The 24,377-nt window shown below is 69.9% G+C and carries 21 protein-coding genes; 12 read left to right on the top strand and 9 right to left on the bottom strand.

Annotated features, from left to right (window positions below; genetic code table 11):
* Nucleotides 1–11 precede the first annotated feature (11 nt).
* Together galK and ABZX02_RS27995 are read right to left on the bottom strand one after the other, a co-directional pair.
* On the bottom strand, nucleotides 12–1,187 hold the full coding sequence (gene galK / locus ABZX02_RS28000; protein WP_355302280.1) for a galactokinase: 1,176 nt from the start codon (nucleotides 1,185–1,187) through the stop codon (nucleotides 12–14).
* Nucleotides 1,184–1,879, bottom strand: a complete 696-nt coding sequence (locus ABZX02_RS27995; protein ID WP_355302278.1) for an iron dependent repressor, metal binding and dimerization domain protein — start codon at nucleotides 1,877–1,879, stop codon at nucleotides 1,184–1,186. Before ABZX02_RS27995 ends, galK begins: the two co-directional genes overlap by 4 nt.
* A 78-nt stretch (nucleotides 1,880–1,957) precedes the next feature.
* Here ABZX02_RS27995 and ABZX02_RS27990 point away from each other — a divergent pair, with 78 nt between their 5' ends.
* Nucleotides 1,958–2,809, top strand: coding sequence for a sulfurtransferase (locus tag ABZX02_RS27990; RefSeq protein ID WP_355302276.1), 852 nt, complete (start codon nucleotides 1,958–1,960; stop codon nucleotides 2,807–2,809).
* 18 nt (nucleotides 2,810–2,827) lie between these two features.
* On the opposite strand, the gene ABZX02_RS27985 is transcribed toward ABZX02_RS27990, so the two are convergent.
* Nucleotides 2,828–3,430, bottom strand: a complete 603-nt coding sequence (locus ABZX02_RS27985) for a hypothetical protein (protein ID WP_355302274.1) — start codon at nucleotides 3,428–3,430, stop codon at nucleotides 2,828–2,830.
* Between the two features lie 61 nt (nucleotides 3,431–3,491).
* Between ABZX02_RS27985 and ABZX02_RS27980 the strand changes: the two genes are divergently transcribed.
* The 6 genes from ABZX02_RS27980 (at nucleotide 3,492) to ABZX02_RS27955 (ending at nucleotide 13,161) form a co-directional block, all read left to right on the top strand.
* On the top strand, nucleotides 3,492–4,664 hold the full coding sequence (locus ABZX02_RS27980; protein WP_355302273.1) for an acetoin utilization protein AcuC: 1,173 nt from the start codon (nucleotides 3,492–3,494) through the stop codon (nucleotides 4,662–4,664).
* A complete protein-coding gene (locus ABZX02_RS27975; RefSeq protein ID WP_355302647.1) occupies nucleotides 4,661–7,309 on the top strand; it encodes a GNAT family N-acetyltransferase in 2,649 nt (882 codons plus the stop codon). Before ABZX02_RS27980 ends, ABZX02_RS27975 begins: the two co-directional genes overlap by 4 nt.
* A 209-nt stretch (nucleotides 7,310–7,518) precedes the next feature.
* Nucleotides 7,519–8,304 (top strand): glutamate ABC transporter substrate-binding protein, encoded by a 786-nt coding sequence (locus tag ABZX02_RS27970; RefSeq protein WP_355302271.1) that lies wholly within the window; start codon nucleotides 7,519–7,521, stop codon nucleotides 8,302–8,304.
* A gap of 31 nt (nucleotides 8,305–8,335) precedes the next feature.
* Nucleotides 8,336–9,103, top strand: coding sequence for a GntR family transcriptional regulator (locus ABZX02_RS27965; RefSeq protein ID WP_355302269.1), 768 nt, complete (start codon nucleotides 8,336–8,338; stop codon nucleotides 9,101–9,103).
* A 33-nt stretch (nucleotides 9,104–9,136) separates the two neighbouring features.
* On the top strand, nucleotides 9,137–12,667 hold the full coding sequence (locus ABZX02_RS27960; protein ID WP_355302267.1) for a hypothetical protein: 3,531 nt from the start codon (nucleotides 9,137–9,139) through the stop codon (nucleotides 12,665–12,667).
* A gap of 98 nt (nucleotides 12,668–12,765) precedes the next feature.
* Entirely contained in the window at nucleotides 12,766–13,161 is a 396-nt protein-coding gene (locus tag ABZX02_RS27955) for a hypothetical protein (RefSeq protein ID WP_355302265.1), read from the top strand.
* Nucleotides 13,162–13,221: 60 nt separating this feature from the next.
* Here the strand turns inward: ABZX02_RS27955 and ABZX02_RS27950 are convergent, their stop codons facing one another.
* The 3 genes from ABZX02_RS27950 to ABZX02_RS27940 form a co-directional block, all read right to left on the bottom strand.
* Complete coding sequence (locus tag ABZX02_RS27950; protein WP_355302263.1) at nucleotides 13,222–13,809, bottom strand: hypothetical protein; 588 nt, start codon at nucleotides 13,807–13,809, stop codon at nucleotides 13,222–13,224.
* Nucleotides 13,802–14,389, bottom strand: coding sequence for a hypothetical protein (locus tag ABZX02_RS27945; protein ID WP_355302261.1), 588 nt, complete (start codon nucleotides 14,387–14,389; stop codon nucleotides 13,802–13,804). Before ABZX02_RS27945 ends, ABZX02_RS27950 begins: the two co-directional genes overlap by 8 nt.
* A 71-nt stretch (nucleotides 14,390–14,460) precedes the next feature.
* Nucleotides 14,461–15,639 carry an RtcB family protein gene (locus ABZX02_RS27940; protein ID WP_355302259.1) on the bottom strand — a complete coding sequence of 393 codons (1,179 nt, stop codon included), beginning with the start codon at nucleotides 15,637–15,639 and terminating at the stop codon, nucleotides 14,461–14,463.
* 130 nt (nucleotides 15,640–15,769) lie between these two features.
* On the opposite strand from ABZX02_RS27940, the gene ABZX02_RS27935 reads away from it, so the two are divergent.
* Both ABZX02_RS27935 and cpt read left to right on the top strand, forming a co-directional pair.
* Nucleotides 15,770–17,089 carry an NAD(P)-binding domain-containing protein gene (locus ABZX02_RS27935; RefSeq protein WP_355302257.1) on the top strand — a complete coding sequence of 440 codons (1,320 nt, stop codon included), beginning with the start codon at nucleotides 15,770–15,772 and terminating at the stop codon, nucleotides 17,087–17,089.
* Between the two features lie 196 nt (nucleotides 17,090–17,285).
* Nucleotides 17,286–17,870, top strand: coding sequence for a chloramphenicol phosphotransferase CPT (gene cpt / locus ABZX02_RS27930; protein ID WP_355302255.1), 585 nt, complete (start codon nucleotides 17,286–17,288; stop codon nucleotides 17,868–17,870).
* 55 nt (nucleotides 17,871–17,925) lie between these two features.
* On the opposite strand, the gene ABZX02_RS27925 is transcribed toward cpt, so the two are convergent.
* The 3 genes from ABZX02_RS27925 to ABZX02_RS27915 are packed head-to-tail and all read right to left on the bottom strand — an operon-like array spanning nucleotide 17,926 to nucleotide 21,080.
* A complete protein-coding gene (locus ABZX02_RS27925) occupies nucleotides 17,926–19,428 on the bottom strand; it encodes an aldehyde dehydrogenase (NADP(+)) (protein WP_355302253.1) in 1,503 nt (500 codons plus the stop codon).
* Nucleotides 19,425–20,249 carry an NAD(P)-dependent oxidoreductase gene (locus tag ABZX02_RS27920; RefSeq protein WP_355302251.1) on the bottom strand — a complete coding sequence of 275 codons (825 nt, stop codon included), beginning with the start codon at nucleotides 20,247–20,249 and terminating at the stop codon, nucleotides 19,425–19,427. Before ABZX02_RS27920 ends, ABZX02_RS27925 begins: the two co-directional genes overlap by 4 nt.
* A gap of 42 nt (nucleotides 20,250–20,291) precedes the next feature.
* Nucleotides 20,292–21,080: an IclR family transcriptional regulator gene (locus ABZX02_RS27915; RefSeq protein WP_355302249.1), complete on the bottom strand. Its 789-nt coding sequence runs from the start codon at nucleotides 21,078–21,080 to the stop codon at nucleotides 20,292–20,294.
* Between the two features lie 126 nt (nucleotides 21,081–21,206).
* On the opposite strand from ABZX02_RS27915, the gene ABZX02_RS27910 reads away from it, so the two are divergent.
* The 3 genes from ABZX02_RS27910 (at nucleotide 21,207) to ABZX02_RS27900 (ending at nucleotide 24,369) form a co-directional block, all read left to right on the top strand.
* Entirely contained in the window at nucleotides 21,207–22,526 is a 1,320-nt protein-coding gene (locus tag ABZX02_RS27910) for a sugar ABC transporter substrate-binding protein (protein WP_355302247.1), read from the top strand.
* A gap of 77 nt (nucleotides 22,527–22,603) precedes the next feature.
* Nucleotides 22,604–23,494 (top strand): sugar ABC transporter permease, encoded by an 891-nt coding sequence (locus ABZX02_RS27905; RefSeq protein WP_355302245.1) that lies wholly within the window; start codon nucleotides 22,604–22,606, stop codon nucleotides 23,492–23,494.
* Nucleotides 23,491–24,369, top strand: coding sequence for a carbohydrate ABC transporter permease (locus ABZX02_RS27900; protein ID WP_355302243.1), 879 nt, complete (start codon nucleotides 23,491–23,493; stop codon nucleotides 24,367–24,369). Before ABZX02_RS27905 ends, ABZX02_RS27900 begins: the two co-directional genes overlap by 4 nt.
* Nucleotides 24,370–24,377: the final 8 nt, after the last annotated feature.

Raw genomic sequence — 24,377 nt, 5'->3', positions numbered from 1 at the left:
ATCGTTCTTGGCTACCGGTCCCTGCCCGCGCCCGCGGACGGAACCGCCGTGAAGAGCCTCGGTCGCGTGAGCGAACGCGAGGCGAAGCCGGCGAGCACGGACCGTTCGACCTCGTCGTGCCGTTCGACGGGCACGAGGGCGATGGCCGAGCCGCCGAAACCGCCGCCGACCATCCGGGCGCCCAGGGCGCCGGCCGCCATGGCGGAGTCGACGGCGACGTCGAGCTCGAGGCACGAGACGCGGTAGTCGTCCCGGAGGCTCGCGTGCGAGCCCGAGAGGAGCGGCCCGACCTCGGCGAGCCGGCCCGCGCGGAGCAGCTCGACGGTCCGCAGGACCCTGTCGTTCTCGGTCACGACGTGCCGCACCAGCGGACGCAGCTCTTCGGGCAACCGGACGAGCGTCTGGTCGAGTTCGGCGATGTCGACGTCGCGCAGAGCGGGCACGCCGAGGATGCCGGCGGCACGCTCGCAGCCCGCCCGCCGGGCGCCGTAGCCGCCGTCGACGAGGGCGTGGCTCGCGCGGGTGTCGATGACGAGGACCTCGAGCCCGCTGGCAGCCGCGTCGAACGCGACCTGCTCCGGCTTGCCGGAGCGCACGTCGTAAAACAGGGCGTGCGCTTCGACGCAGCACAGCGATGCCGTCTGGTCCAGGATGCCGGTCGGAGCACCCACGAAGTCGTTCTCGGAGCTCTGCACCCAGCGCGCGATGTCCGTCCGCTCGGCGTCGACGCCGGCGAGACCGAGCAGGGCGAGGGCGACAGCGCACTCGAGGGCGTGCGAGGAGGAGAGACCGGCGCCCGCGGGCACGTCGCCCGCGATGACGAGGTCGGCGCCGCCGGTGACGGCGATCCCCTGCTCACGCAGGGCCCAGGCGACTCCACCGGGGTACGCGGCCCACCCCTTGACGGTGCCGGGGGCTAGGTCGGAGATCACGACCGAGTCCGCCACCTGCACCCCGCCGTCGTCGCCCATCGTGCTGACGGTCAGCACGCCGTCCGTGCGGGGCGACGCCGCGACCGCGATGCGGTGGGGCAACGCGAACGGCAGCACGAAGCCGTCGTTGTAGTCGGTGTGCTCACCGATGAGGTTGACCCGGCCGGGAGCCGACCAGACCCCTTCGGGGGCGCGCCCGTGCTGCCGCTCGAACGCCTCCGCCGCCTTCGCCGCTGGTGTCGTCGCCTGGGTCACCGGGCGAGCACCAGGACCGCGTGGGCGACCGCGGGGTCGAGCTCGGCCGAGTTGCCGTTGCCGCCGCGCACCTGGATGACCTTGGCGCCACCGAGCGCCTCGACCTCCACCGTGCCGCCCGGCACGACGCCGGCTTCCTTGAGCTCGGCCATGAGGTCCGGGTCCAGCTGGACGTGCTCGGCGATGCGGCGGATCTCGACGCGGCCACCGCCGCGGCGGGCCACCTCGTCCACGCGCACCAGGTCCGCCTCGGCGGGCGGGGCCGGCTCGCCGTCTCCCAGCTTGTCGAGGCCGGGAATCGGGTTGCCGTAGGGCGACGTGGTGGGGTTGCCGAGCAGCTTGATGAGCTTGCGTTCGACCGCCTCGCTCATCACGTGCTCCCAGCGGCACGCCTCGCTGTGCACGTGCTCCCACTCAAGCCCGATGATGTCCACGAGGAGGCGCTCGGCGAGCCGGTGCTTGCGCATCACGGCGATCGCGAGGTTGCGGCCCTGCTCGGTGAGCTCGAGGTGGCGGTCCTCCGCCACGACCACCAGGCCGTCGCGTTCCATGCGGCCGACGGTCTGGCTCACCGTCGGTCCACTTTGGCCGAGGCGTTCGGCGATGCGGGCGCGCAGTGGCACCACGCCCTCTTCCTCGAGTTCGTAGATCGTGCGGAGGTACATCTCCGTGGTGTCGATGAGGTCGTTCACACCCGCTCCCCTTCGTATGGTGTCGATGGTAGTCGTGCCGGGGGACACAGGTGTCCGCGCGGGTGCAGGATGTGAGCCGTGCATCCCTTGATCACTCCTGAGGCCCTCGCCGAGGCGCTGAGCGCGCGTCCGGCCACCGTCGTGCTGGACGTCCGGTGGCGTCTCGGCGGACCACCCGGACGCCAAGACTACGAGGTCAGCCACGTGCCCGGCGCGGTGTACGTGGATCTGGACACCGAACTGTCCGCTCCGCCCGGAGTCGGTGGCCGTCATCCGCTGCCGGATCCGGAGCGGTTGCAGGAAGTGCTGCGCGCCGCCGGCGTGCGCGAGGGTGGCCGGGTCGTGGCGTACGACGCGGGGGACGGGTCGGTGGCCGCGCGGGTGTGGTGGCTGCTGCGGTGGGCCGGGTTCGGCGAGGTGGCGGTGCTCGACGGAGGGTTCGCCGCGTGGGAGGCCGCCGGGTTGCCGGTGACCGCGGAGGTGCCGGCGGCGCTGACCGGCGATGCCGCGGGTGACGTGGTGGTGCGGTCCGGTCAGATGCCCGTGCTGGACGCGGACGAGGCGGCGGCGCTCGCTCGGGAGGGCGTGCTGCTCGACGCTCGGGCCGCTGCTCGGTACCGCGGCGAGACCGAGCCGGTGGACCCCAAAGCCGGGCACATCCCGGGCGCGCTCAATGCACCGACCACCGGGCACGTCGGAGCGGACGGGCGGTGGTTCCGGGCGGAGGAGTTGGCCGCGCGGTTCGCCGGGCTCGGGGTGTCGGGTGGTGCGGCTGTCGGGGCGTACTGCGGGTCGGGGGTGACCGCCTCGTCCGTGGTGCTCGCGCTGGAGGTCGCGGGGGTCACGTCGGCCGAGAAGCCGGCCGCGTTGTACGCGGGGTCGTGGTCCAACTGGTGTGCGCTCGACCGTGAGGTCGCCACTGGCGGCTGAGACGGTCCGGTGGTGGCGTCAGGCGTTGGGGATGCGGTTGAAGCCTTCGGTGGCGAGCTTCAGGGCGATGGCGCAGGTGTCCAGTTCGTCGATCGCCAGGACGTTCACCGAGAAGGCCGAGGTGATGGCGGTCGGGTCGTCGGTCAGCACGACGGTGACCTGGCAGTCCTCCTTGGAGGCGCTGACCTGCCACGCGGTGTTGCCGCCGATCTCGATCTGCTTCTTCTCGCCGTCCTCGCCCGCCACGTCGGGGACTGTGACGATCTGCGTGATGACGGTCGACGGGCCGGTGGTGGTGTGGATGCAGCCGCCGTCCGCCGAGGACTTGCCGCCGGTCGCGGCCTCGATGTCCGCGGCCTTGAGGACACCGCAGGTCTCCAGGCCGGTGGCCTTCTTCTTGGTGCCGATCTTGACGTCGCCCTGCTTCTGCGTGGTGGGGGCCTTGGGCTTCGAGGGCGCGGTGCTGGCGGTCGGCTTCCTCGTGGTCGTGGTGGGGTCGGCGGGCTCTTGGACCGCGTTGGCGTCGGCCCTGGCCGAGCCGCTGACCTCCTGCGCGCAGCCGGAGACGGCGGCGAGGGGCAGGGCGAGTGCGAGGAGGATGGCCGCTGGTCTCAGGTGCATGTCGCCTCTGACCCCTGTTCGGTGAGATCGGTTCCGCGCTCGCGACTGTAGGTTGCTGGGCATGGGTAAGCCAGCCGCTGTTGTCTGGGACAGGTCCTTCCTCGGGTACGACCTCGGTGGCGACCATCCGCTGAACCCCGTCCGGCTCGACCTCACCGTGCGGCTCGCCACCGCGCTCGGGGTGCTGGACGGCGTCGAGATGCGGGTGCCCGAGCCGGCCAGCGACGAGGAGATCGAGCTGGTGCACAAGCCCGGCTACCTGAGTGCGGTGCAGGCCGCGCCCACGGCCGGGTGGGACGTCGGGCACGGGCTCGGCACCGCGGACAACCCCGTGTTCGACCGGATGCACGAGGCGTCGGCGCTGGTGGTCGGCGGGTCGCTGGCGGCGGCCCGGGCGATCGCGTCCGGGGAGGTGGACCGGGCCGTGAACATCGCCGGCGGGTTGCACCACGCCATGCCGGACAGCGCGGCCGGGTTCTGCGTCTACAACGACTGCGCGGTGGCGATCGAGTGGTTGTTGCGCAGCGGGGTGGAGCGCATCGCGTACGTCGATGTCGACGTGCACCACGGGGACGGGGTGCAGACGGCGTTCTGGGACGACCCCCGCGTGCTCACGATCTCGTTGCACCAGCACCCCATGAGCCTGTGGCCCGGTACCGGGTGGGCCAGCGAGGTCGGGGGAGCCGGGGCCGAGGGGAGCGCGGTCAACGTGCCGCTGCCCGCCGGCACGCGGGACGGGTCGTGGATGCGGGCGTTCCACGCGACGGTGCCGTCGTTGCTGCGCGCGTTCCGGCCGCAGGTGCTGGTCACGCAGTGCGGGGTCGACACGCACAAGGAGGACCCGCTGGCGGACCTGTCGCTGAGCGTGGACGGGCACCGGGCCATCTACCAGGCGTTCCGGGACCTCGTGACCGAGCACGGGTTCAAGTGGCTCGCGCTCGGCGGCGGCGGTTACGAGCTGCTCAGGGTCGTGCCGCGGTCGTGGACGCACCTGCTTGCCACGGTGCTGGACCGCGACGTCGACCCGAACCGGCCGCTGCCGGCGGAGTGGGTCGCCCATGCGACACGCGTCGCACCTGAGTGGCCTTTGCCTGCGTCCATGACCGATGGGTGCGACGCTGGGCACCAGCCGTGGGGCGGGGACGCGGAGGAGCCGGTGGACAAGGCGATCCGCGAGACCCGGCGCGCGGTGTTCCCGTTGCATGGACTCGATCCCGACGACCCCAGGGACTGACACCGGTGCCGGAGACAGCGAGAGACCCGTTCGACTTCCCGCGCGGCTGGGAGGCCGACGTCGTCCTCAGCGACGGCGGCACCGTCCACCTGCGGCCCATCACGCCGGACGACAGCGAGAAGCTGCGCGAGTTCCACGGCCGGCTGTCGGAGCGGACGCGGTACTTCCGGTACTTCGGGCCGTACCCGCGGATCCCGCAGCGCGACCTCGAACGGTTCAGCACCGTCGACCACCACGACCGGGTGGCGCTCATCGCGCTGCTCGGCGACGACATCGTCGCCGTCGGCCGGTTCGACCGGCTGGTCGGCGAGCACCACCGCGGGGACAGCGCCGAGGTCGCGTTCGTCGTCGAGGACGGGCATCAGGGGCGCGGGGTCGGCAGCATCCTGCTCGAACACCTCGCCGCCGCGGCCAGGGAGGTCGGGCTCGCGCGGTTCGAGGCCGAGGTCCTCGCCGAGAACGGGCAGATGGTGCGGGTGTTCCGCGACGCCGGCTACCAGGTCAGCAGGGCGTTCGAGGAGGGCGTGCTGCACCTGGAGTTCGCGATCGACCCCACCGACGAGTCCGTCGCCGTCGCCAGGGCACGGGAGCAGGCCGCCGAGGCCCGCAGCGTGCACAACCTGCTGCACCCCAGGTCAGTCGCGGTCATCGGCGCGTCCACCGACCCGACCAAGATCGGGCACGCGGTCCTCAAAAACCTCCTCGAGGCCGACTTCAACGGACCCGTCTACCCCGTCAACGCCGAGCACCGGTCCGTCCGGGGCGTCCGCGCCTACCCGACCGTGCTCGACATCCCCGACGACGTCGACCTCGCCGTCGTCGCCGTGCCCGCGGCCAGCGTCGACGAGGTCATGGACGGGTGCCTCGCCAAGGGCGTGAAGGCGCTCGTCGTCGTCAGCTCCGGCTACGGCGAGACGGGCCCCGACGGGCTGTCGGCCGAACGCAGGCTCGCCGCGGAGGCGAGAGCGCACGGCATGCGCGTCGTCGGTCCCAACGCCCTGGGCGTGCTCAACCTCGACCCCAAGGTCCGCCTCAACGCGAGCCTCGCCCCGAAGCTGCCACAACGGGGCCGTGCGGGCTTCTTCTGCCAGTCCGGCGCCCTCGGCACGGCCATCCTCGCCAACGCCGCCGGCTGGGGCCTCGGCCTGTCCACGTTCGTCTCGGCCGGCAACCGCGCCGACGTCTCCGGCAACGACCTGCTGCAGTACTGGGAGACCGACCCCGCCACCGACGTCGTCCTGCTCTACCTCGAGTCCTTCGGCAACCCGCGCAAGTTCGCGAGGCTCGCCCGCCGCCTCGGCCGCACCAAGCCCATCGTCGCGGTGAAGTCCGGCCGGCACGCCGTCGTCCCCGGCCTCGCCGCCACCGCCGCGAAGGTCGACGAGGCGAGCGTCCAGGCCCTGTTCGAGCAGGCCGGCGTGATCCGGGTCGACTCACTGGCTCAGCTGTTCGACACCGCGTTGCTGCTCGCCCACCAGCCCCTCCCGCACGGCAAGCGCGTCGCCGTCGTCGGCAACTCCACCGCGATCGGCCTGCTCGCCGCCGACACGCTGCTCGCCCAGGGCCTCGACCTCGCGGGCGACCCCGTCGACGTCGGCGCCCAGGCCACCCCCGAGGAGTTCGCGAAGGCGGTCAGCGAGGCGCTGGACCGCGACGACACCGATGCCCTCGTCGTGGTGTTCGTGCCGCCCATCGCGGTCCCCGGCGCCGCTTACGCCCGCGCGCTCAAGGAGTCCGCGCACCGCACGAAGCCGATCGTCTCCACGTTCCTCGCGGTCGAGGGAATTCCAGACGAGCTGAAAATGCCCGGAAAGGGTTCCATCCCGAGCTACGCCAGTCCCGAACGGGCCGTGCTCGCCCTGGCCCGCGCCGTCCGCTACGCCCGCTGGCGCGCCGCACCGCAGGGCACGTTCGTCCGCCCGGACGGCATCGACGTGGACCGGGCGCGTTCCATTGTGGACAACCCCGCCGCCGAGGTCCGCCTCGACGACCACACCGCCGTCGAACTGCTGGAGTGCTACGGCATCGACGTCGTCCCGTTCCGCATCGCCCACAACGAGGAGGAGGCGGCCGAGGCCGCCGACGAGCTCGGCTACCCCGTCGCGATGAAGGCCACCAGTGAACGCCTGCGCCACCGCACCGACCTCGTCGGCGTCCGGCTCGACGTCGCCCAGCGCGAATCGGTCAAGGCCGCCTACCACGACCTCGCCGCGCTCTCCGGCAAACCGGGCGTGTACGTGCAACGCATGGCGCCCAAGGGAGTCAGCTGCGTCCTGGGTCTGCAGGACGACCCGAGCTTCGGCACGCTGGTCTGGTTCGGACTGTCGGGTCTCGTCAGTGACCTCCTCGGCGACCGCGCCTACCGGGCGGTACCCCTCACCGACACCGACGCCGCCGAACTCGTTGCGGCGCCGAAAGCAGCGCCTCTGCTCACCGGCTACCGCGGCGACGAACCAGCGGACCTGAAAGCACTTCGGGAACTGGTACTCCGTTTGGCGGCACTGGCCGAGGACCTTCCGGAGGTGCGCTCCCTGAAGCTCGAGCCCGTTCTTGCTTCTGCCGCAGGGGCTTTCGTGAGCAGCGCCCGCATCGTCGTCGGACCGCCTCCGTCCCTGCACGACGCCGGTCCGCGCCGCCTGCGCTGACTTGCGCTACTGATGAGTTACCGCAACGATTCCGATGTTTCATTCGCGCGCAGGTATGGACATGCGTCCTGTCGCCGCTTAGGTTTCCCGACATCGCCCAGCAGCGCCGAAGAAGGTGCGCGGGCGCATGCCCCGTGGAATAGCGCTGTGAGTAGGGACGAATGACGCCGAGAGCACTTCTCCGCCTGGCCGCGACAACAAGTGCGGCCGTGCTCCTGCTCGCATCGTGCGCGGGTGGCGGCGGGTCGGGAATGGCCAGCAAGGTGAGCTCGAACGACCGCATGGTCATCGCCGTGTCCTACGACCAGCCCGGACTGTCGGTGCGCCGTCTCGACGGCAGCTACCGCGGCTTCGACGTCGACGTCGCCAAGTACATCGCGAACGAGCTGGGCGTCAAGGAGCAGAACATCACCTGGAAGGAAGCGCAGCCCGGCAACCGGGAGACACTCCTGACCAGCGGCGAGGCCGACATGGTCGTCTCCACCTACTCGATCACGGACAAGCGCAAGCAGATCGTCGACTTCGTCGGCCCGTACTTCGTCGCGGGCCAGGACCTGCTGGTGCGCATGAACGAGAACCGCATCGAGGGCCCGAAGTCGCTCAACGCCACCCTCCGCCTGTGCTCCACGGCCGGCTCCACCTCCGCCGAGTACGTCCGCGACCAGTTCGCCAAGGACGTGAAGATGGTCGAGTACGCCAAGTTCAGCGACTGCGTCACGGCCCTGCTCGCGGAGAACGTCGACGCCGTCACCACCGACGACGTGCTGCTCGCGGGCTACGCCGCCCAGAACCCGGAGCTCCTGCGGGTCGTCGGCGACCCGTTCAGCAAGGAGGAGTACGGCGTCGGCCTGCACCGCGACGACCCCGGCAGCAAGGCGAAGGTCCAGGCCGCGCTGCAGAAGATGATCGACACGGGTGCCTGGCGCAAGTCCCTCGAGGACAACATCGGATCTTCCGGCTACAAGATCCCCGACCCGCCGAAGCTGGCCCCCTGATCACACGGGGCGTGACGTAGGCTCACGCCACGTGAACCGCGTCCCGCCGCACCGCGCTGATCGACCCGTTCGCGCGGGCATTCCAGAACACGGCCGAGTCCCGCGCTACTACGCGGTCAAGGCCGAGCTGTTCGACCTCGTCGAGACCCTCGGCGAAGGCACCGTCCTGCCGTCCGAACGCGAGCTCGCCGAACGGTTCTCCGTCTCGCGCGTCACGCTGCGCCAGGCCGTCAGCGAGCTCGTGCTCGAAGGCAAGCTCATCCGCCGGCAGGGCAGCGGCACGTTCGTCGCGCCACCGAAGCTCGTGCAGCCGTTGTCCCTGGTCAGCTACACCGAGGGCATGCGCAGGCAGGGCGTCGAGCCGAATCGCACGGTGATCACCGTCGAGGAGATCGGCGCCGACGACGGCCTGGCCCGCGACCTGGTGCTCGAACCGGGCGACCGGGTCGTGCACCTCGAACGCGTGCTGCTCGCCGACGACGAGCGCATCGGCCTCGAGTCGACCTACCTGAGCCTCGGCCGCTTCCCGGACCTGCTGGACAAGCTCGACCCGGGCGGTTCGCTCTACGCGTGCCTCACCGAACGCCTGGGCGTGCGTTTCGCCGAGGCCGAGGAACGTGTCGAGACCGTGCTCGCCACGCCCCGCGAGGCGCTGCTGATCGGCACGAACCCGGCGCTGCCGATGCTGCTGCTGCACCGCGTCTCCTACGACGTCGACGGCCACCCGATCGAACGCGCCCGGTCGCTGTACCGGGGCGACCGGTTCAGCTTTGTCGCCCGTTTGCACGCGGATCGTTAGGAACAGAACCAGCTCCGGAAGCGTCTGAGGATCATGGCGCTGGAACCGGAGATCGGGCTCGTCGGCAGGGACGACATCACCGCACTGGTGGAGTCCCTGGTGGAACGCCGCGCGAAACAACCCCTGCCCGTGATCGTGGCGTTCGGCCCCGGCGGCAGCGGCAAGACGTCCCTGCTCGACCACGTCCGCCGGCGCTACCGGGACGCGCCCACGGCCAAGGTCGACCTCGACAAGGCCGGATCCCGGTCCTGCAAGGACATCCTCGACGTCGCCGCCGAGCAGCTGCGGTCCTACCAGCACGCCGAGTTCGGCCGCATGCGGTTGCCGCGCTACGACCTGGCCCGGCTCGCGCTGCACACCGACCCCGGCGACGACCCGCACCACCGCGCCCGCGAGCTCGCCGCGCGGCAGATGACCCGGCTCGTCGCGGTCGCCGACGCGGCCGAGGTCGTCGACGTGCTGCCGCCCGCCCAAGGCCTCGGCAGGGTGTTGCGGCCGTTGTTGCTGTGGCTGATCGGGCTCGCCGTCGTCGCGCCGCGGCCGTTGCGCTGGCTGCTGGGCGGGCCTCGGGTGGCCGGTGCGCTGCGCTGGTTCGAGAACTACGTGGGTCGCCGGAAGTTCGACGACGCGCTCGTGCACATGTGGAGCCTGAACCGCGCCGGTGACGCGCTCGAGATCGACCGGCTGCTCGTCGCGGCGTTCCTCGCCGACATCACGGCCGCCTACCGGTTCCGCCGGTACCGCAGGATGAACAGCCTCCTGCTGCTCGACGGCGCCGACCTGCTCGACGGCATCGACTCCTACCTGCCGCCGAAACGACCGCGGCCCGCGGCGCGGCCGACCGACTTCCTCAGCCTGCTCGCCGAACGACGTGCCGAGGAACCGCTCGTGCCGCTGCTCGTGATCGCCACCAAGCAGTCTGCGCCCTCGCCGGCCGGCTCCGCGGTCTTCAAACCGGTGCGCCTGGAACCGTTCACGCTCGCCCAGACGCGGCAGTTCCTCGCCGAGTGGAACAGAACCCGCAACAGCACCGTCGAGTCCGAGGCGCTCGTCGAGGAGTTGCAGGAGGTCACGCACGGCCATCCGCTCGCGGTCCGGCTCGCCATCCAGCTCGTGCAGTTCGTGTTCGCGCGCGACCAGGTGCTGCCGTCGGTGCGCTCGGTCTTCGACGAACGGCTGCCCGTCGACGAGACCACGACGTTCCAGGACGCCACGGTCGGCGACTACCTGCTCCTCCGCTTCTTCCAACGGATCCCGGGCACCGAGGAGATGCCCGAACGCGAGGCCGCGCGCGAGATCTTCGCCCGCCTCGCCGCCCCGCGCATGCTCGACCGGCACGTGATCCGCGCGCTGCTGCCGCCGTCGTGGTCGGCCGAGAACATGCGGGCACTGCTGGCACAGCTCAGCTTCGTCGGCCAGGACGGCGACAACTTCGTGCTGCACCCGCTGTTGCGCGACCTCCTCGCCCGCAGGCTCCGCGAGGTCCCGGCGGACGCGCCGTTCTCGCACGCGAACGTCCACCGGTTGCTCAAGGACCGCTACGACAGCCTCGGACAGCGCGAGGACGCGCTCTACCACGCGCTCGCACTCGGCCAGGTCCACCTCGTCGCGCACCGCCTGCGCCCGCACGTCGACGAGCGCAGCGACCGCTGGATCGCCGAACTCGCCGCCATCGCCGAGGCGCCGATGCCGCCCGGCGAAGGCGAACCCGAACACGCCGAGGAACCGCGGTCGTGGTGGGACCGCCTGCGCAGCGGCACCACGCGGAACCTGCACCGCCGCTACGACAGCGTGGTGAGACCGGAGACCGGGTTGCTCGAGGACGCGGTGATCGCCACGTGGGAACTGCGTTCGCGCACGCGCACCGACCGCGCGACCGTCGAGATGTACGACCGGGTGCTGCGCACGCACCAGGAGCTCGATGGTGCCGAGGAACGCCTGACCGCTTACCGCGCCACGAAACGCGCGCTCGAACACAACATCCCCGCGTCGCCGCCCGCGTCACTGCCGCGCGCGTCGACCGTCGGCAGGTTCCCGTACCCGCGTCGCTGGCCCGGCCGCAACTCCGTGCGCCGCGTGGTCGTCTACCTCGTCGTCGTGCTGCTTGTGTTGTACGGCGCGGCTTTCTACCTCCAGGACAGCACGCACTGCCTGCGCTACGGCATCATCGACCCGCGCGAGCTCGTCGCGGACCTCGCCGGTGAACGGCCACGTCTGTCCAAGATGGACGGCGTGCAGTGCGTCGGCCTCAGCGAAAAGCCCGGCCGGTTCGCCTACGGTGACCCGGCGACGCAGAACAACGACGACGCCGAGGTGGAGGAGCTCGCGAAGCTCATCGCGGAGGAGAACGACCGCGCCGCCAAGGTGAAGGACCGCGAGGTCGTCACGATCGTCGTCGCCACGATGCTCAGTTCCAGCGAGCGCGTGAAGCGCGACCTGTCCGCGGGCGTCAACGAGCTGCGCGGCGCCTACCTCGCCCAGCACGACTGGAACCAGCTCGACGGACTCGGCCGCAACCCGTTGGTGCGCCTCGTCCTCGCGAACTTCGGCGGCGAGTCCAAGTACGCCGTGAAGGTCGCCGAGCAGATCCGCGCCTACGCCGCACGCGACCGGTCGGTGATCGCGGTGACCGGCCTGGGCCAGAGCCGTGAGACCACGCAGTCCGCGCTCGCCGTGCTCGGTCCGTCCAAGGACCAGCCGACGGGAATCCCGATGGTCGGCTCGTCGCTGTCGTCGACGAACTTCAGCCAGAAGCCGTACTTCTTCCGCGTGGCTCCGGCCAACGACCGCCAGGCCCAGGTCGCCGCGCGGATCATCGAGCGCACCGAGGCGTTGCGCGGTCGCCCGGTGCACCTCGTGCGGAGCCCCGGCGACGAGTACAGCTCCGATCTCGCCGACGAGTTCGAGGACGTGCTCCGGCCCGAACGGCACGACTACGACGAGACCGCGAACGCCGTCACCACGCAGTTGGGCCGCGTGGTGACGGACATCTGCGCGAAGGCGCCGAACCCGCTCATCCTCTACACGGGCCGCACCGCGGAGGTTGGCGGACTGCTGACCGAGCTGAGCCGCAGCAACTGCTCCGACCCGGTGGTGTTCGGCGGCGACGACCTGACTCAGCTGGAGACGACGAACTTCACCGATCTGGAAGACGTCAAACGATTCGCCGGCGGCCGGCTCTACTTCACGACGTTCGCGTGGACGCCGGGCCGCGAACCGATTCCCCAGCCGACGCAACAGTTCTTCACCACCTATGAGGCCGCGCAGAAGGCGCACGCACGCCGGGCATTCCTTTCGGGCCCCAACGGACACGTGCTGCTCGCCTACGACGCCGTCAGCGTGGTCGCGCGCCAGACGTCCGTTGGGGCGTCACGAGAACAGGTCTACGAGAAGCTGCGCACTTTGCGTGACTTCCCCGGCGCGTCCGGGAGGCTGACGTTCGACCGGACCGGCACCAGCGGCACGTCCGGCGCGGACCCGGCCGACAAGCTGGTGGTGGGGCAGATCGTCAAGCTGGACAACGGTTTCCTGGTCTCGCACTACCTGGCGCACGAGGGAACGTGACCAGCGGGTGAAGTGACTGCGGGTCACCGGACCCCGTGCGGGCGCGGGAAGAGACCGCCCGTTCGCACTCGTTCCCCGCCCGAGTTGCGGAGGTACTGTTGTGGTCACGATTCCAGGACGTCCGCGACGGTGCGGAGGAGCGGGGGTGTGCCGTGTCCTTCAAGGCGGAGTTCCTCGCAGAACTCGAGGACTGCCTGCGCGGCTACGGCGCGGTCCCGGTGAGCAACGCCGACGCGCTGGCGTTGTTCATCGAGTTCGTGCGAGCTCTTCCGGCGACCGACCAGAGGCTGCGCTGCCTCGAAGGCGTCGACCAGGGGTCAGGCTCGTTCTGGAACAACCCCGCGGTGTGGTGGGAGCAGGTGCCGAGATTCGGCGCCGGACTGCCGCGCTGCGGGTCGGCGGAGTGCCGCAAGCTGCTCGACGACATGCTGGACGAGGCGATCAGCGACGAGATCGACGTCCTCGAGATGGAGATCCGGGAACTGCCGAGCTAGGCCGGACATGCCTGCCGGCGCCGCCACCTGTTACGGCCGCGGCGCCGGGGCTTCCAGCACTTATTTGACGGCGACCAGCGACTTGAAGAGTTCCCGATAGCGGTGGAGCGCCAGTCGCAGGTCCTCGGTCTGTGGATCACTGTTTCCCTCGAGCTGCTTGGTGAGGGAACGGTGGCGGGTGGTCAGTTCCTCGAGCGCGCGGGTCACGAGGTCGTCTGCCTTGCGGACGGCCGCCTTGGGGTCGTCGACGAACTCGTACTGCACGGCCTGCCACTCGTCCTCGAGCTTGCCGACCGGCTGCCGGTCGCCGTGCTGCGACTCGGTGCGGTGGTGGTCGGCGCGGGCCTGGTCGGTCCGGCTCTGCTCGGCCCGGACCTGGTCGGCGCGCTGCGGTTCCGTGCGCTGGTGCTCGGTGCGCTGCACGTCCGTCCTCTGCACGTCGGTGCGCTGCTGCGCGTCCGTGCGCTGAGCATCGGTGCGCTGCGCGTCAGCCCGCTGCGCGTCGATCCGTTGCGCCTCAGCATGTTGCGCGTCGGTGCGCTGCGACTGCTGGGGCATGCGCTCGGCCTGCTGCCCCTGCTGCGGGGGAGTCTGCTGGGGCCGGGCCGGGGTGGGAACCCCAGCGGCGTGAGTCGGTGCTTCAGACATCTGACTTCTCCTTCCGCGTGGCTTCCCTGGTGTTCGCACGCGTCTCCGCGCCGTGTTCGAGCAGATCGGTGAAGAGCTCGCGGTAGTGCACCATGGCGGTGCGCAGGTCCTCGGTGCTCGCCTCGCCGATCTCCTGGCGCTCCGAGATGTCGTGCGCCTTGCGGTAGTGCTCCAGCGTCTTCGCGTGCTCGACGGACAGCACGCTCAGCTGCGCCTCGTACCCCTCCGTGGGGTAACCGCGCTCGGCCATCAGATCGGTCACGAGGCGGTCGGCGTCGGAGATGGCGCTCTCCGGGGAGTCGACGAACTTCGCCTGCACGGTCGCCCAGTGCCGGCGGTAACTGTCCTGTGCCGTCTGCGAAAGCGGCTTCAGGTCGAACTCGCTGTGGCGGTGCTCCCGCTCCGCGAGCTCTTTCTCCGCGGCCGATCTGCTCTCGCTCTCGGTGACCGCGCGGTCGTACTCAGGGCCGAAGCGGTCGCGCAGCTTCTTGCGCTGCATGGCGGGCCTCAGCACGATCGCGAGGATCACCAATGCCGCGAGAATCGCGACCGCCACGCCGATGATGGCGCCCGTTGACATGGAAAAACCTCCAAGACAGGCAAACTCTCTGGCTGTCCGGGAGGCTTTCCCGTTCACTCACAAGGGAAACATCAACCCTTGATACAAACCACCTGCTTGAGCTTCGCGACCACCTCGACCAGGTCCGACTGGTTCGCCATCACCGTGTCGATGTCCTTGTAGGCGCCCGGAATCTCGTCCACCACGCCGGAGTCCTTGCGGCACTCGACACCACTTGTCTGGTCGGCGAGATCCTGCGTCGTGAACGTCTTGCGGGCCTTGTTGCGCGACATCCTCCGGCCGGCACCGTGCGACGCCGACTCGAACGAGTCCGGGTTCCCGAGCCCGCGCACGATGTACGAGCCGGTGCCCATCGACCCCGGGATGATGCCCAGCTCACCGCGGCGGGCGCGGATCGCACCCTTGCGCGTGACCAGGACGTCCTCACCGAAGTGGTGCTCCTCCGACACGTAATTGTGGTGCGCGCTGATCGGCTCCTCGAAGGCGATCTGCGGGAACTCGGCGCGCAGCACGTCACAGACCAGGCGCAGCATGACGGCGCGGTTGCGTCGCGCGTAGTCCTGAGCCCAGTACAGGTCGTGACGGTAGGACGCCATCTCGGTCGTGCCCGCGAGGAACACCGCGAGGTCCGGGTCCGGCAGCTCGGCGTTGTGCGCGAGCGTGCGCGCCACCGCGATGTGGTGCTGCGCCAGCTCGTTGCCAATGCCGCGCGACCCCGAGTGCAGCATGACCCACACCCGCTGGTCGCCGTCCAGGCAGACCTCCAGGAAGTGGTTACCGCCCCCGAGCGTGCCCATCTGGTGCATCGCCTTGTCGGCGCGCGCCTTCACGGACGGCGTGAGGTCGTCGAACTTCCTCCAGAAGGTGCCCCAGTCGGACGCGTCCCTCTCGGTGAACGCGGTCGCCTTGTGCTGACCGAACCCGACGGGGACCACGGCCTCCATGCGCGACCGCAGGCCACGCAGAGTCGCCGGCAGGTCGTTGGCCGTGAGCGAGGTGCGCACGGCGGTCATGCCACAGCCGATGTCCACGCCGACGGCCGCGGGGGAGACGGCGTCGCGCAACGCGATCACCGAACCCACCGTGGCACCCTTTCCGTAGTGCACGTCGGGCATGACCGCGATGTGCTTCACCGCCCAGGGCAGCGCGGAGATGTTCTGGAGCTGTCGCATGGCGAACTCCTCGACCTCGTCCGGCCGAGTCCACATTCGGATGTCCACGTTCTGGCCGCGGACCACAGTTGCTGCCATGCCCACGAGGTTAGGTGGCGTTCACTCCGCTCCACAAAGGAGTTTCTTGCACGCCAACGAACTGGCCCGGTCCGGCTCCGCGCGGCGTTCGGTGATTGACAGCCGAGGCGAACGTGAAAATACTTCAGCCATGGACCGCGTGTGCGTCATCGGGGCAGGATCGTCCGGCATCGCCGCCTGTCAGGTGCTGGGGGCCCGCGGCATCGAGTACGACTGCTTCGAGACAGGCTCGGAGATCGGCGGCAACTGGCGCTACCTCAACGACAACGGCATGTCCTCGGCCTACCGGTCGCTCCACATCAACACCTCGCGGCAGATGATGGAGTTCAAGTCGTTCCCGATGCCCGCGCACCTGCCCGCGTACCCGTCGCACTTCCAGATCGCCGAGTACTTCGACGACTTCGTGAAGCACCACGGTTTCCGCGACCGCATCCGGTTCCGCACCGAGGTCACGTCGGTCTCCGCCGCACCCGGTGGCTACACCGTCACGACGCGCGACCGCGACACGGGCACCGAGGACTCGGCCGTCTACCGCTCGGTCGTCGTCGCGAACGGCCACCACTGGTCGCCGAGGCTGCCCGAGCCCGCGTTCCCCGGCACGTTCGACGGCGAGCAGATGCACGCGCACTTCTACAAGACGCCCGAACGCTTCGCGGACAAGAAGGTGCTGGTGCTCGGCATCGGCAATTCGGCCTGCGACATCGCCGTCGAGTCGTCGCGCGTCTCGGCGCGGACCTTCCTCGCGATGCGCCGCGGGGCGCACATCATGCCGAAGTACCTCTTCGGAATGCCGACCGACCACCTGACGACCTCGCCGCTCGCCCGGTTCGCGCCGGGATGGCTGCAGGGGCTGTCGCTGCGGGCGATGCTGCGGCTGGCCCGGGGCAGGCTGTCCGACTACGGGCTGCCGGAGCCGTCGCACGGCATCCTCGCCGCGCACCCGACGGTGTCCGACGACCTGCTCACCCGGCTCGGGCACGGCGACATCGTGGTGAAGCCGAACGTCGAGCGGCTCGACGGGGCCGGGGTCGTGTTCGCGGACGGGTCGCGCGAGGACGTCGACGTGATCGTCTACTGCACCGGGTACAAGGTGGAGTTCCCGTTCCTCGACGCCGCCGAGTTCCCCGCCGTGTCGTCTCCCGACAACGACGTGTCGCTGTACCGGCGGGTCGTGGACCCGGCGCATCCCGGGCTGTACTTCCTCGGGCTGATCCAGCCCCTGGGGGCGATCATGCCGCTGGCCGAGGCGCAGGCGGAGTGGATCGCGGACCTGATCTCCGGGCGTGGGGCGCTGCCGTCCGTGCCGGAGATGAAGGCCGAGATCACGACCTACCGCGAGCGGTTGCGGCGGCGGTACGTGAAGTCGAAGCGGCACACGTTGGAGGTCGACTTCCTCGGGTACCAGCGGGAGCTGGCGGAGGAGCGGCGGGCCGGCGTCGCCCGACGCTGACCGGCCTCCGGTGCCGTGTCCGGTCGCCCGCGAACGATCTTTGCAATGGGTCTTTTGACTTCGTCCGCAAACGTTTTTTGCATCCCGGAGTGCGGCGATGTGTTGCCGCGATCGGCGATAAAGCGTTGAACTGCGGTTTTGCAATGGATCTTTTGACGACGACCGCAAAAGATCTGTTGCAAGGGGTCGGGCGGCGGTGCCCGAGGAGTGGGTGCCGGGGCGGCTGGGTACGGTCGAGGGCGTGTCGTCGAGTGCTCAGGTGATCGTTCTCAACGGTGGGTCCAGCTCGGGCAAGTCGGGGATCGCGCGGTGTCTGCAGGCGGTGTTGCCGGGGGCGTGGCTCGCGATCGGGGTCGACACGTTGATCGACGTGATGCCCGCCCGGCTGCGGCTCGGGTCGGAGGGGATCGGGTTCGGCGGTGACGGCGAGGTCAGCGTCGGGGCAGAGTTCCGGGTGCTCGAGGACGCGTGGATGACCGGCGTCGCCGCGATGGTGCGGGCCGGCGCGCGGGTGATCGTGGACGACGTGTTCCTCGGCGGCGCCGAGTCGCGCGGGCGGTGGGAGCGGGCGCTCGACGGGCTGGACGTGCTGTGGGTCGGGGTGCGGTGCGAGGCCGCCGTCGCCGTCGGGCGGGAGCTCGCGCGCGGTGACCGGGTCGCCGGGATGGCCGAGGCGCAGGCCGAGGTGGTGCACCGCGGGATGAGCTACGACGTCGAGGTCGACACCGCGAAGGCCGAGGCCGTCGAGTGCGCCAGGGTGATCGCCGCGAAGCTGTCCTGAACAGCGAAAACGGGGCCGCCGACGTCGAGTCGACGGCCCCGTCTCGTCACACGGCTCAGTGCACGCCGAGCACGCCGTCCACCCGGCGCGGGATGCCGAGCGGGTTCGCGTCCTGCAGTTCGGCCGGCAGGAGTGCGTCCGGCCAGGACTGGTACGTCACCGGGGCGATCCAGCGGCGGATCGAGGTGGCGCCCACCGACGTGTGCAGCGGGTTCGTCGTCGCGGGCCACGGGCCGCCGTGGTGCTGGCCCCACGCCACCGCGACGCCGGTCGGCCAGGCGTTGAAGATGATCCGGCCCGCCACGCGCCGCAGGACCTCGGCGACCTCACCGGCCTCCGCGTGGTCCGACTCGGCCGCGTGGACCGTGCCGGTCAGCGTGCCGGGCAGCTTCGCGAGGACCGAGTGCAGCTCGGCCGGCGACGAGTACGTCACGACGAGCGCGGCCGGGCCGAAGTGCTCCTCGGTCAGCTTCTCGAGGTTCTCCTCGAAGGTCTTCACCGACGTGCTGAACAGCAGCGGCGCCACGGCCCACGCCTCGTCCGGGCGGGTGCCCGTCGACACCACGGAGACGAGGTCCGACGCGGCCAGCGCGTCCGTGCCCGCCTTGTAGGAGTCGCACATCCGCTCGTTCAGCATCGCGCCGCCCGACGACGCCGCGACCGCCTCGCCCAGTGCGGGCACGATCGACTCCGGCGCGAACACCAGACCGGGGTTGGTGCAGAACTGGCCGACGCCCATCACCAGCGACTGCGCGAAACCGGCCGCGATGTCCGGGGTGGCCGCGCCCGGCAGGATCACCGTCGGGTTCACGCTGCCGAGCTCGCCGTAGAACGGGATCGGGTCCGGCCGGCCCTGCGCCAGGTCGAACAGCGCACGGCCGCCACCGGTCGAGCCGGTGAAACCGACGGCGCGTACCGCGGAGTGCTTCACCAGCGCGACACCGGCCTCGGTGCCGTACACGATGCCGAACACGCCCTCGGGCGCACCGGCCTCGCGCAGCGCGTCCACGACGACCCGCGCGGTCTCGCGCGACGTCGACGGGTGCGCCGAATGTGCCTTCACCACAACGGAACAGCCGGACGCGAGCGCGGACGCCGTGTCACCACCGGCCACCGAGAAGGCGAACGGGAAGTTCGACGCGGAGAACACCGCGACCGTCCCCAGTGGACGGAGCACGCGCCGCAGCACCGGCCGCGGCGGGATGATGTCCGGGTTCGCCGAGTCCAAAGTGGCCTCGACGTAGCTGCCCTCGCGCAGCACCTCGGCGAACAGCCGCAGCTGGTTCGTCGTGCGCTTCAGCTCGGTCGTCAGCCGCGGCACGCCCAGCGCAGTCTCGGTGTCCGCCGTCTCGACGAGCAACGACGACTCGGCGTCCAGCGCGTCCGCGACCTTCTCCAGCACCACCGCGCGGTCCGCCGCCGCAACCACCGACCACGCCGAGAACGCGACGGCCGCGGCCGAGGCGATGCGGTCCACCTCGCTGTCGGGGGTCTTCGCAACCGGTTCGCCGAACGGCTCACCGGTGCGCGGGTTGTATCCCTGCACGCCGTGGCTCAACGCCCTGCCTCCTTGACTGCCGTGTCGAAATCGGGGCCGCACCAGGCCCCGCCCACGTACCGCGCCGCGGGCGACGAGGGGTCCAGCTCGCCGTGCTGCTCCAGCACGGCGGCCGCGTGGACCTCCGAGTCGTCCTGCGGCTCGTAACCGAGAGCGCGGGCCTCGTCCAGAGAGAACCAGCCGCGCTTGTTGTCCGAAACCCCCCACACGACCCGGAAACCGGGCGAGGGAGCGGACAGGCACGCCTCGAACAGGCGCGCGCCGTCGTCCGGCGACATCCACGTCGACAGCATCCGCACGTCGCGCGGCTTCTCGAAGCACGACCCGATGCGGATCGCGATCACGTCCATGCCGTAGCGGTCGGCGTACAGCGAGCCCAGCGCCTCCAGCGCCACCTTGGACACGCCGTAGTAGGTGTCCGGGCGCGGGAACGCGTAGTCGCCCGCCTCGCCGTCGGCGCGCTCGAGGTAACCGACGGCGTGGTTCGAGCTGGCCAGGACCACCCGGCGGACACCCGCGCGCCGTGCGGCCTCCAGGACCGTGTGCGTGCCGTCGATGTTGACGCGCAGGATCTTGTCCCACGACTCCTCGAGGCTGTGGCCGCCGAGGTGGATCACCGCGTCGACGTCCTTGAGAGCAGCTTCCATCGCGGCCATGTCGGTCACCGACGCCTCGACGAGCTCGACGTTCTCGCCGTCGGCGGCCGCGGGCAGCTCCGCGATGTCCAGCAGCCGCAGGACGCGGCCCTCCGCGGCGAGACGGGTACGCATGAGCGTGCCCACCCCGCCACCGGCGCCGGTGATCAGGATGCGTGCGGTCACGGGTTGGAACCCTCCGTCTTGTTCAGGTGATTCGGCAGGAACTCAGCGACCGAACTGGCGGAGGAGTTCGGTGATCGTGCGGGCGGCGTCGAGCAGCGCGGAGATGACCTGCTTCTCGTGCTCGGGCGTCAGCCTGCCCAGCGGCACCGAGCAGCTCATCGCGTCCAGCACGGGGTTGCGGTACGGCAGCGCCACCGCGAAACATCCCAGACCGGGCGTGTTCTCCTCGCGTTCGTGGGCGTAGCCGACGTTGCGGAACCCGGCGAGCTGCTCGTGCAACGCCGCCCTTTCGGTCACGGTGTTGGGCGTCAGCGGCGCCAGCACGTCCGGGAGGATCTGGTCGACCTCCTCCGGCGTGCGCGTCGACAGCACGGCCTTGCCGAGCGACGTGGAGTGCGCGGGCAGCCGGCGGCCGACGCGCGAGACCACGCGCAGGTGGTGCTCGGACTCGCGGCTCGCCAGGTAGACGACGTCGCCGCCGTCCAATCGGGCAAGGTGGACGGTCTCGTTGATGTCCTGGCGGACCTGCTCCATCACGCGGATCGCCGCCCGCACCACGGGGTCGTGGTCCAAATAGGACGTACCGACGAGCAGGGCGCGCACGCCGATGCCGTAGGTGCCCCGGTCCGAGTCGACCTCCACCCAGCCGCGCGCCACCAGCGTCTGCAACAGCATGTACAGGCTGGACTTGGGATAGCTGAGCTCACGGTGCAGCTCGGTGAGCGTCAGCCTGCGGTCTGACGCGGACAGCACCTCGAGCAGCTCCACCGTGCGGTCGGCGGACTTCACCGCGCCGGGACGGGCCGTGCCCTTGTCGATCGGCGACGCCACCTGCAGCCTCCTCGAAACAGGGAAGAAACTTTCCCTTGACACCTCGCTGTGCTGATTCTTACAGTCCTGACCCAGGTTCACAAGTACGACCCAGGTTCACGTATCTGAACGCGAAGGGCTCCGACGATGCGCCGTAGAACTGCCACGACACTTGCCACGCTCGGCGTGGCCGCGCTGCTCACAGGCTGTGGCGCCAGTGGCAACACGGCGACGTCGAACAAGGACCCGAACAAGCCTCTGGAGGTGTGGACCCGCTCCACCGAGGCCACCGCGAAGGTCTACGAGAAGATCTTCAAGTCGTTCACCGAGAAGACCGGTGTGCAGGTCGACTACAAGCCGATCTTCAACGACTTCGACAAGCAGGTGCAGCAGCGCGCCGCGTCCAAGGACCTCCCGGACGTCGTCATCACCGACACCGGCTCGCTCGGCAACTTCGTCAAGCAGGGCTGGACGACCGAGGTCAAGAAGGACGACGTCGCGGGTGCCGGCGACATCGTCGACCGCGCCTGGAACAACGGCAAGGGCGCGGACGGCAAGTTCTACGCCATCCCGTACTCCACCCAGGCGATGGTCACGCTGATCCGCAAGGACTGGCGCGAGAAGCTCGGCAAGCCGGTCCCCACCACGTGGGAGGAGCTCGACGACCTCGCGAAGGCCTTCACCTCCGGCGACCCGGACGGCAACGGCCAGAACGACACCTACGGCATGCTCGTGCCGGGCACGACCGACCGCGGCTACCTCGCCTGGTGGGCGTCGAGCTACATCTGGCAGGGCGGCGGCGACATCCTCGAGGACGAGGGCGACGGCAAGTTCCGCGTCGGCATCGACTCGCCGGAGTCGACCAAGGCCGTCGAACGGCTGCGCAAGCTCTTCTGCGACGACAAGGTCATGCAGCCCGGCTCGCTGACCCTCGGCACGAACGACGCGCACCCGCTGTTCGAGTCGGGCAAGAGCGGCATCTACCTCACCGGCCCGTACATGATCGGCCGCTTCGACAAGTCGCTCGGCAAGGACAAGTACGAGGTCGTCGCGTCCCCGAAGGGACCGGCCGGCGCCACGGTGCTCGGCGAGGGCGAGAACATCTACCAGATGGCCGGCTCCGCGAAGACCGCCGACCAGAAGAAGCTCGCCGAGTACCTGATCACGCCCGAGGCGCAGCAGGCGGGCATGAAGGGCGACCCGCAGCCGGTCGTGCGCCTGCCCGTCAACAAGACCGTCGACGTCAACGCGACGTACAAGGACCCGCGGTGGGCGACCGTGGCGGGCGTGTACTCGAGCGAGGCGCGGCCGTTCCCCAGCGTCCCGAACTTCGCGCCGTTCCGGCAGAAGACCTCGGAGACCCTCAACTCGATCTTCGCGAAGTGCCCCGCGGACTCCTCGGCTGAGCTGAAGACCCTGGCGGAAGCGCTGAAGAAGGAGCTCGACAACCAGAAGGCGTCGAAGTGATTTCTGTTCAGTCACTCGGCGACACCCGAGACGTGGGCTCGACGGCTAGTGGCGGCGGTGCCGTCGAAACCCACCCCGTGAGGCGGCGCCGCCGGCGCCGCCTCACGGGAGCCACCCTCATCCCGTGGTTGTTCCTGTTCCCCGCCGCGCTGATCTTCCTGGTCTTCAAGTTCATCCCGATGGCCGAGGGCATCCGGCTCTCGCTGTTCGAGGTCCGGCCGTTCCTCGGGGACATCTTCGTCGGCTTCCAGAACTACGCGACGATCCTGCAGGACGAGAAGTTCCTGACCGCCAGCTGGCACACGCTCGTGCTGGCCGGCGGTCAGACGGTCGGCGCGATGGTGATCGGCTTCTTCCTCGCGCTGCTGCTCGAAGGCCACACCAAGTCGCTGTGGTTCGTCCGGTCCGCGGTGTTCCTGCCCGTCGTGGCGGCCACCGCGGTTATCGGTGAGATCTGGCGGCTGTTCTTCTACCCGGCGCCCGAAGGCTTCCTCAACGAGCTCATCTCGTGGGTCGGTCTCGGGCCGTGGGAGTACATCCACAGCACGGACACCTCGCTGGTGTCGGTCATGTTCGTCGGCATCTGGAAGCACGCGCCGTACGACATGGTGCTGATCCTCGCGGGTCTCGCGGGCATCGACCGCCAGCAGTACGAGGCCGCCGCAATCGACGGTGCCTCGACGCCGCAGCGGATCTGGAACGTGACGCTCCCCGCCTTGCGCCCGGTCATCACGATCCTCCTGACGCTGGCGGCGATCCGCGGCCTGCGCGTGTTCACCGAGGTCTACGTGCTGACGGGCGGCGGTCCGGCCGGATCGACCGACGTCTGGATGACGCGCGTCTACACCACGGCGTTCGAGCAGTCCGAAGCCGGACTCGCTTCGGCTGGATCCGTGCTGTTGTTCCTGGTTACCTTGATTTTGACGGTCAGCGTGCAGTGGTACCGCCGCAGGAGGGAGGCGCGATGAGCGTCAACTCGAGCCGCTTCGACAGCGCCATCGGCTGGTCCACCCGCACGGACGCGTGGGCCAGCCGGGGCATCCGGTTCTTTCTGAGCGCCCTCGCTGTAATCCTTTTCTGCGGCCCGCTGCTGGTCATCTTCTCCGGAGCGTTCGACCACAACCCGGACCCGACCAAGCTGTCGGTCGTCCCGGACAGCCCGTCGCTGATCAACTTCCAGGTCGCGGCGGAGAACAAGATCTGGCACTACCTGATGAACTCGCTGGTCATCGCCGGTGGTGCGCTGCTGCTGCAGCTGTCGGTGAGCGTTTTCGCCGCATACGCGTTGGCGCGCAAGAAGTTCCGCGGTCAGGCCATCGCCCTGTTGGTCATCCTCGCCACGATGATGTTGCCGGAGGAGGTCATCGCGATCCCGCTCTCGCTGGTGATCGGAGACCTACCACTGGTGCACGTGAGTCTCAAGGGCACCCTGCTCGGTGTCATCCTCCCGCTGGGGGCTTGGGGGTTCTCCATCTTCGTCATGACGGAGTTCATGAAGGAGATCCCCAACGAGCTGGAGGAGGCGGCCAAAGTGGACGGTGCCGGGGAGCTGCGCCTCTTCGCGCAGATCATCCTCCCGCTGTGCAAACCCGCGCTCGGCGTCATCGCCGTGTTCGGTTTCAACATGATTTGGGAGCAGTACCTGCTCCCCCTGATCGTCGCCGCTGACCCCTCCGATTACACGCTCACGGTCGCACTTCTCGCGCTCCGCTCCGACGACCAGGTCGGAACGGGCATCGTGCTGGCCGGTGCGTTGCTGGCGCTGGTGCCGAGTCTCGTCGTGTACCTGTCGCTGCAGAAGTCCTTCCTGCGTGGGATCACCACCGGAGCGATCAAGGGATGAGTCTGGTT

The organism is Lentzea sp. NPDC003310, assembly GCF_040610935.1.
Taxonomy (GTDB): Bacteria; Actinomycetota; Actinomycetes; order Mycobacteriales; family Pseudonocardiaceae; genus Lentzea.
Note: the sequence above shows the minus strand (reverse complement) of the source record. Positions and strands in the feature narration are given on the sequence as shown.

Coding starts and splice junctions, on each gene's coding strand:
- ABZX02_RS27945 (WP_355302261.1), bottom strand. CDS start 14,389: ATGTCAACGGGCGCCATCATCGGCGTGGCGGTCGCGATTCTCGCGGCA.
- ABZX02_RS27940 (WP_355302259.1), bottom strand. CDS start 15,639: ATGGCAGCAACTGTGGTCCGCGGCCAGAACGTGGACATCCGAATGTGG.
- ABZX02_RS27980 (WP_355302273.1), top strand. CDS start 3,492: ATGGGTAAGCCAGCCGCTGTTGTCTGGGACAGGTCCTTCCTCGGGTAC.
- ABZX02_RS27950 (WP_355302263.1), bottom strand. CDS start 13,809: ATGTCTGAAGCACCGACTCACGCCGCTGGGGTTCCCACCCCGGCCCGG.
- ABZX02_RS27960 (WP_355302267.1), top strand. CDS start 9,137: ATGGCGCTGGAACCGGAGATCGGGCTCGTCGGCAGGGACGACATCACC.
- ABZX02_RS27985 (WP_355302274.1), bottom strand. CDS start 3,430: ATGCACCTGAGACCAGCGGCCATCCTCCTCGCACTCGCCCTGCCCCTC.
- ABZX02_RS27900 (WP_355302243.1), top strand. CDS start 23,491: ATGAGCGTCAACTCGAGCCGCTTCGACAGCGCCATCGGCTGGTCCACC.
- ABZX02_RS27935 (WP_355302257.1), top strand. CDS start 15,770: ATGGACCGCGTGTGCGTCATCGGGGCAGGATCGTCCGGCATCGCCGCC.
- ABZX02_RS27910 (WP_355302247.1), top strand. CDS start 21,207: ATGCGCCGTAGAACTGCCACGACACTTGCCACGCTCGGCGTGGCCGCG.